Here is a 4,285-nt window from a genome sequence, read left to right as displayed (position 1 = left end):
GTTCACTGCGTTGTCACACCCGAGTTGCCGACATTGACCGTGATAGGCGGCGGCGCCGGCGGCGGTGGTGGATGTTTGTAGTTCTCGCCAACATTGGCGGCGCGCGTGCCGTCACCTTCGATCTTGGTGTTCTTTGAAGCCGGGTTGAGCGTGTCGACCGTCTGCAGCAGCGTATTGAACTTCTGCGTGTCGCCGGCGGCCAAGGTCACCGAATCGTAGTTGTTCAGATAGTCCGCGGCGCAGCCCGACAGCGCGCCGGCGCACAGAACGAGGATCAGGGCGCTATTTCTTGACATAGAGCATCTTGTCCTTCGATTTGAAGTCGAGCATGTGGCCATAGGGGCCGGTGACGCCGTCGCCGRTTTCATATTTGCGGATCATGTCTTTGTTCACCTCGAGCTGCCCGAGGATAAAGAACTCCGGGTCGTTGGCGGGCCGCGTCTTGTCGAACGGTGTCGCCAGTTGCTCACCGGGTTTAACCGGTCGCACGACATGCGGCGTGACGATGACCACCAGTTCGGTTTCTTCCTTCTGGTTGCTCGAATTGCGGAACAGCGTCCCGATAACCGGCACCTGGCCGAGCCACGGCACCTGGTTCTGAAGCTTGGTGGTTTTGCTCGACAGAAGTCCGCCCACTGCGAAGCTCTGGCCATCGCGCAACTCGACCACGGTCGCCAGCTTGCGGTTGGTGAAGATCGGGTCGCCGGCAGTGGTGAAGCCGGTCAGGTCGCTGACCTCCGGCGCCAGCTTCATATGGATCTTGCCGTCGTCGAGCACGATCGGCGTGAACGTAAGGTTGACGCCGAATTGCTTGAAATCGATCTGGACTAGGCCATCCGTGCCAATGCTGCGGATTGGGACCTCGCCGCCGGCGTTGAAGCTGGCCGGCTCGCCGGAAAGCGTGGTGAGGTTAGGGTTAGCGAGCGTGCGCACCACGCCCTTGGCCYCCAGCGCCTCGATGTACAGGTCGACTTTGATGTTGTTGTCAATGACGCGCGTGAGGAGGGCTCCGAAGGGACTGGAGCCGGACAGGAGGCCACTGAGCAAACCGCCCGAGCCAAGCACCGTACCGTCTTTGTCGACGGCAGCAATTCCAGTTCCGGATTGAGTCGTGCCTCTGCTGTTGGTGGTTCTGATCGACACGCCGAGATCGCGGCCGGCGTTGCGCTTGGCTTCCAGCACGCGCACTTCCAGATTGACCTGCTGGCTGTCGTCTACGATGACGGAGTTGATGATGGCATCGGGGCCATATTGCTGCGCCACCTCCATGATCGCCGCCAGCGTGGCGCCGTCCTTGACATGGCCGGCAAGTCTGACCCTGCCGTTGACCGAACCGACTTCGATGCGCGACTTTGGCGCCACCTGGCGGATCGCCTGCGCCATGTCGCTGACGTCGACGCCGACCTCGATCTGGATGACGCCGAGCGAACGCTTGTCCGTGGAGAAGAGATTGACCGTGGTGGTGCCGGCGCCCTTTCCGATGACGTAGAGGGTGCGGTCAGTCATCGGCTGGGCATCGGCGATCTTCTCGTCGCCGACGACGATGTCACCCAGATTGGCATTCACCTGGATCGTTACCGATTGCGACATCGGCAGGAAGATCTTGTGGACGCTGGGGTTCGACACATCGATGAAGCGGTCTGCAGCGTGAGCCGCGAGGCTCAACGACAGCAACGCACAGAAACTGGCAAGAACGAAGGCCGCCAGTGGTCCCCAGAACACGCGCATTTACGCTACCCCCTCGCCGGCTGATTCGGACTCCAGATATCCCAGTATGCCGGTGTTATTGTTGTCGTGGCACATCATATGTTTCGAGCTTTATACCTCGAAACACACCGACTGTCGCCCGCGCCGGTGGTTCCGGCTGCACATATTTGACCACTTCCTTGACAACTTCTTTCACCTGCGGCGCAGAAGCCACAGCCGGAGCCGGCTTCACCTTGCTCAGATCGTCGAGCTTGCTTCCCACCCGGTCCACGGCTTGGGTCAAACCGGCTATCTTATCGTCGGCGCGTTTGCGCTCCTCCGCGGCCGCCGCTTCCGCCGCAGCCTTCTCGTCGAGTTCGGCCTGCCTTTTGGCGACGTCGGACGGCGTTTCGCCGGTCAGGTCGGAAAGCGTTATGCGTTCGGTCATCTCGCCCTGGCTGGCCGCGGCCTGGCGAAGCGCCAGCGACAACTGCCCGGCGCCCGCTGCAAGAGTCAGCTTCTGCGCATCCTTGGTGCTGGCCTCGAGCGTCACCGACTTCACCACCGTCGGATTGTCCTTGCTCTCATCGGCCACCTGGTCGACGGCGAGCACCTTCATGCTCTGCAGCAGCACGTCGACAAAACTCCTGTCCGCGCCATCGTCTCCGCGCGCCGAGCGCGTCAGCAAAACATCGACCCGGTCGCCCGGGAAGACGAAGCCGGCGACGCCAAGCACGTCGTTGACGCGAATGGAAACCGCCTTCATCCCTTCGCCGAGTACCGCCGAAAGCGTGGCACGCTGGCCGGGACCCGTGATCTTGCTGGCAAGAATGGGTTCGTTTGCGCTGATCGCTTGCAGCGCCTGTCTTGCGCCTTCGCCGGCCAGGGCATCCTTGGTCGTCTTGAATGCGCCTGCCGGTAATGCGCCTGCCGGCCACGGAATTTCGCGCAGCTTGTCGGCGCTGAGTGTGTCGCCGAATTTCAGCGGCATTGCCGCCACCACGACCGTATCGCGCTGGATACCATTCGACTGTGCCATCGCATTGCGCTGGCCGGCCAGCCAGATGTTGGCAAGTACCACCGCCAGCACGCCGAAGACGCCGGCGAGAACAATCATGATCAGAGTATTGGCACGCATCTTCCCACCCCAAATCGCCCGCCCAGGGCGATGCTAGTTCTTCGTGATGCAGAAAGCCTGGGTCGGGACCGAGCGATCCCGACCCAGGATTTTATTGTTACGGTGTGCAATCACCACCAGCCACGCCAGTGGAAAGGACGCCCTTGCCGTTGAGGTTTTTGCATAGACCGGTGAACTGATCACCAACCCAACCGCCGATAGCAAGGATTGCGAGCAGCGAAACGGCGGCAATGATGCCGACAAGGATGGAATATTCGACCATGGCAGCGCCGTTTTCGTCGTCGCGGAACTGCCGGGTCATCGTCATGAGCTTCTTCATGCCAATTTCTCCCTTTGGAGGTTTGAACCCGACGAGACAGAGCCAAGGATGAAATCCATACCCAAGCATCCCCCGTCATCTCGATCCTTGTCCCGCGAAAAAGCAGAGTCAAACAGATTAACGGTTCCTTAACCTTCCAATACCTGATTGGGGGGGAGGTTAGTTTTTGCAAGAGCTTGATTCGATTAATTTTTCAATCTCCTTAACCATTCATTCACAATTTGGCCATACCTCCGAATTCGGTACCGCTAAATTAGGTAATATGCATAATCCTTTATATATAAGGGCTTACTAGGGGGGTATCGATCCGACGTGGATCATTACGATCGTTCATGTTTCGTGAGGTGGCAGGTCGACACCGGGTTTTGACGTGTCGCCAAATAAAAACGATTTTTTTGCACTTCTTGTTAACTATGCCGTAAGTAATGGCTGGTCGCGACCTCGCGCGGCGCTTGTGCCATGCGTGGTTAACAGTTAGTTTCCGTGCCACGAATTTAGCGGGGGCTAACGCATCGTGGTGGGCGGTTCGGCAATGGGTGGGGAGCAGGTGGTCATGCAGGTGTCGCATCATGGATGCGATGTGACTGCTGATTTGCCTCACGCCAGACCCAGGGGATGTTCAGAGTATAAATCGGCTCAGGGCAGTGCGGCAATTTATCGGGGCTGTCAGATCACTGCGTTTGTTTTGGCCTTGCTCGCAGGGCTCGCGGCCGCAGTTTTGATCTGGTACCCGTTTTCGACCGTAAGCATAGAGCCGGTTCTTTGGTCTGGAACTGCGATCTCAGCAATGCCTATGGTCCTGCTGTGGGTCGCGCTTGGTGCGATGCGCTACCAACTTCGCAAAACTCCCTTTCGCTATCGCGACATGTTGAGCGATATCGCAAGCAGGCTCCAGAGTCTGATCGTGATATTGAGCGTAATCACTCTCTTCTCGATCGAACTTTTGTTGTTGTCCTATTTGGCAACCGCAACCAGCCGTCCTTTGATGGACGTATATCTGGCCGCGGGCGACGCTGCCCTGGGCTTCGATTGGGTGGCATATGTCGGGCGGCTGAATGAGCATCCTTGGATCGCGTCGGTACTTTCGTCCGCCTATTTCAGCCTGAAGGTTCAGTTTCTGCTGTTGCCAGCCATCCTTGCCT

The 4,285-nt window shown here is 58.7% G+C and carries 4 protein-coding genes and 1 pseudogene; 1 reads left to right on the top strand and 4 read right to left on the bottom strand.

The genetic code is table 11. The features are described 5' to 3' along the window. Positions 1 to 2: 2 nt before the first annotated feature. The 4 genes from ACXJ7R_RS25930 to ACXJ7R_RS25915 all read right to left on the bottom strand — a co-directional run bounded on the left by ACXJ7R_RS25930 (position 3) and on the right by ACXJ7R_RS25915 (position 3,143). Positions 3 to 296 (bottom strand): hypothetical protein, encoded by a 294-nt coding sequence (locus tag ACXJ7R_RS25930; protein ID WP_457154320.1) that lies wholly within the window; start codon positions 294 to 296, stop codon positions 3 to 5. After that, positions 283 to 1,728 carry a type II and III secretion system protein family protein gene (locus ACXJ7R_RS25925; protein ID WP_457154319.1) on the bottom strand — a complete coding sequence of 482 codons (1,446 nt, stop codon included), beginning with the start codon at positions 1,726 to 1,728 and terminating at the stop codon, positions 283 to 285. Before ACXJ7R_RS25925 ends, ACXJ7R_RS25930 begins: the two co-directional genes overlap by 14 nt. Positions 1,729 to 1,783: 55 nt before the next feature. Beyond that, positions 1,784 to 2,824, bottom strand: a complete 1,041-nt coding sequence (gene cpaB / locus ACXJ7R_RS25920; RefSeq protein WP_457154318.1) for a Flp pilus assembly protein CpaB — start codon at positions 2,822 to 2,824, stop codon at positions 1,784 to 1,786. 97 nt (positions 2,825 to 2,921) lie between these two features. After that, the gene (locus tag ACXJ7R_RS25915; protein WP_457154317.1) at positions 2,922 to 3,143 is read right to left on the bottom strand and encodes a Flp family type IVb pilin; all 222 of its coding nucleotides are present in this window, start codon (positions 3,141 to 3,143) and stop codon (positions 2,922 to 2,924) included. A 532-nt stretch (positions 3,144 to 3,675) separates the two neighbouring features. Here ACXJ7R_RS25915 and ACXJ7R_RS25910 point away from each other — a divergent pair. Continuing rightward, positions 3,676 to 4,285 (top strand): annotated as a pseudogene (locus tag ACXJ7R_RS25910) (hypothetical protein); the annotation flags it as partial.

The sequence above is a fragment of the Mesorhizobium sp. P5_C1 genome, from assembly GCF_054049815.1.
This window is presented reverse-complemented; position numbering and strand designations above follow the sequence as displayed.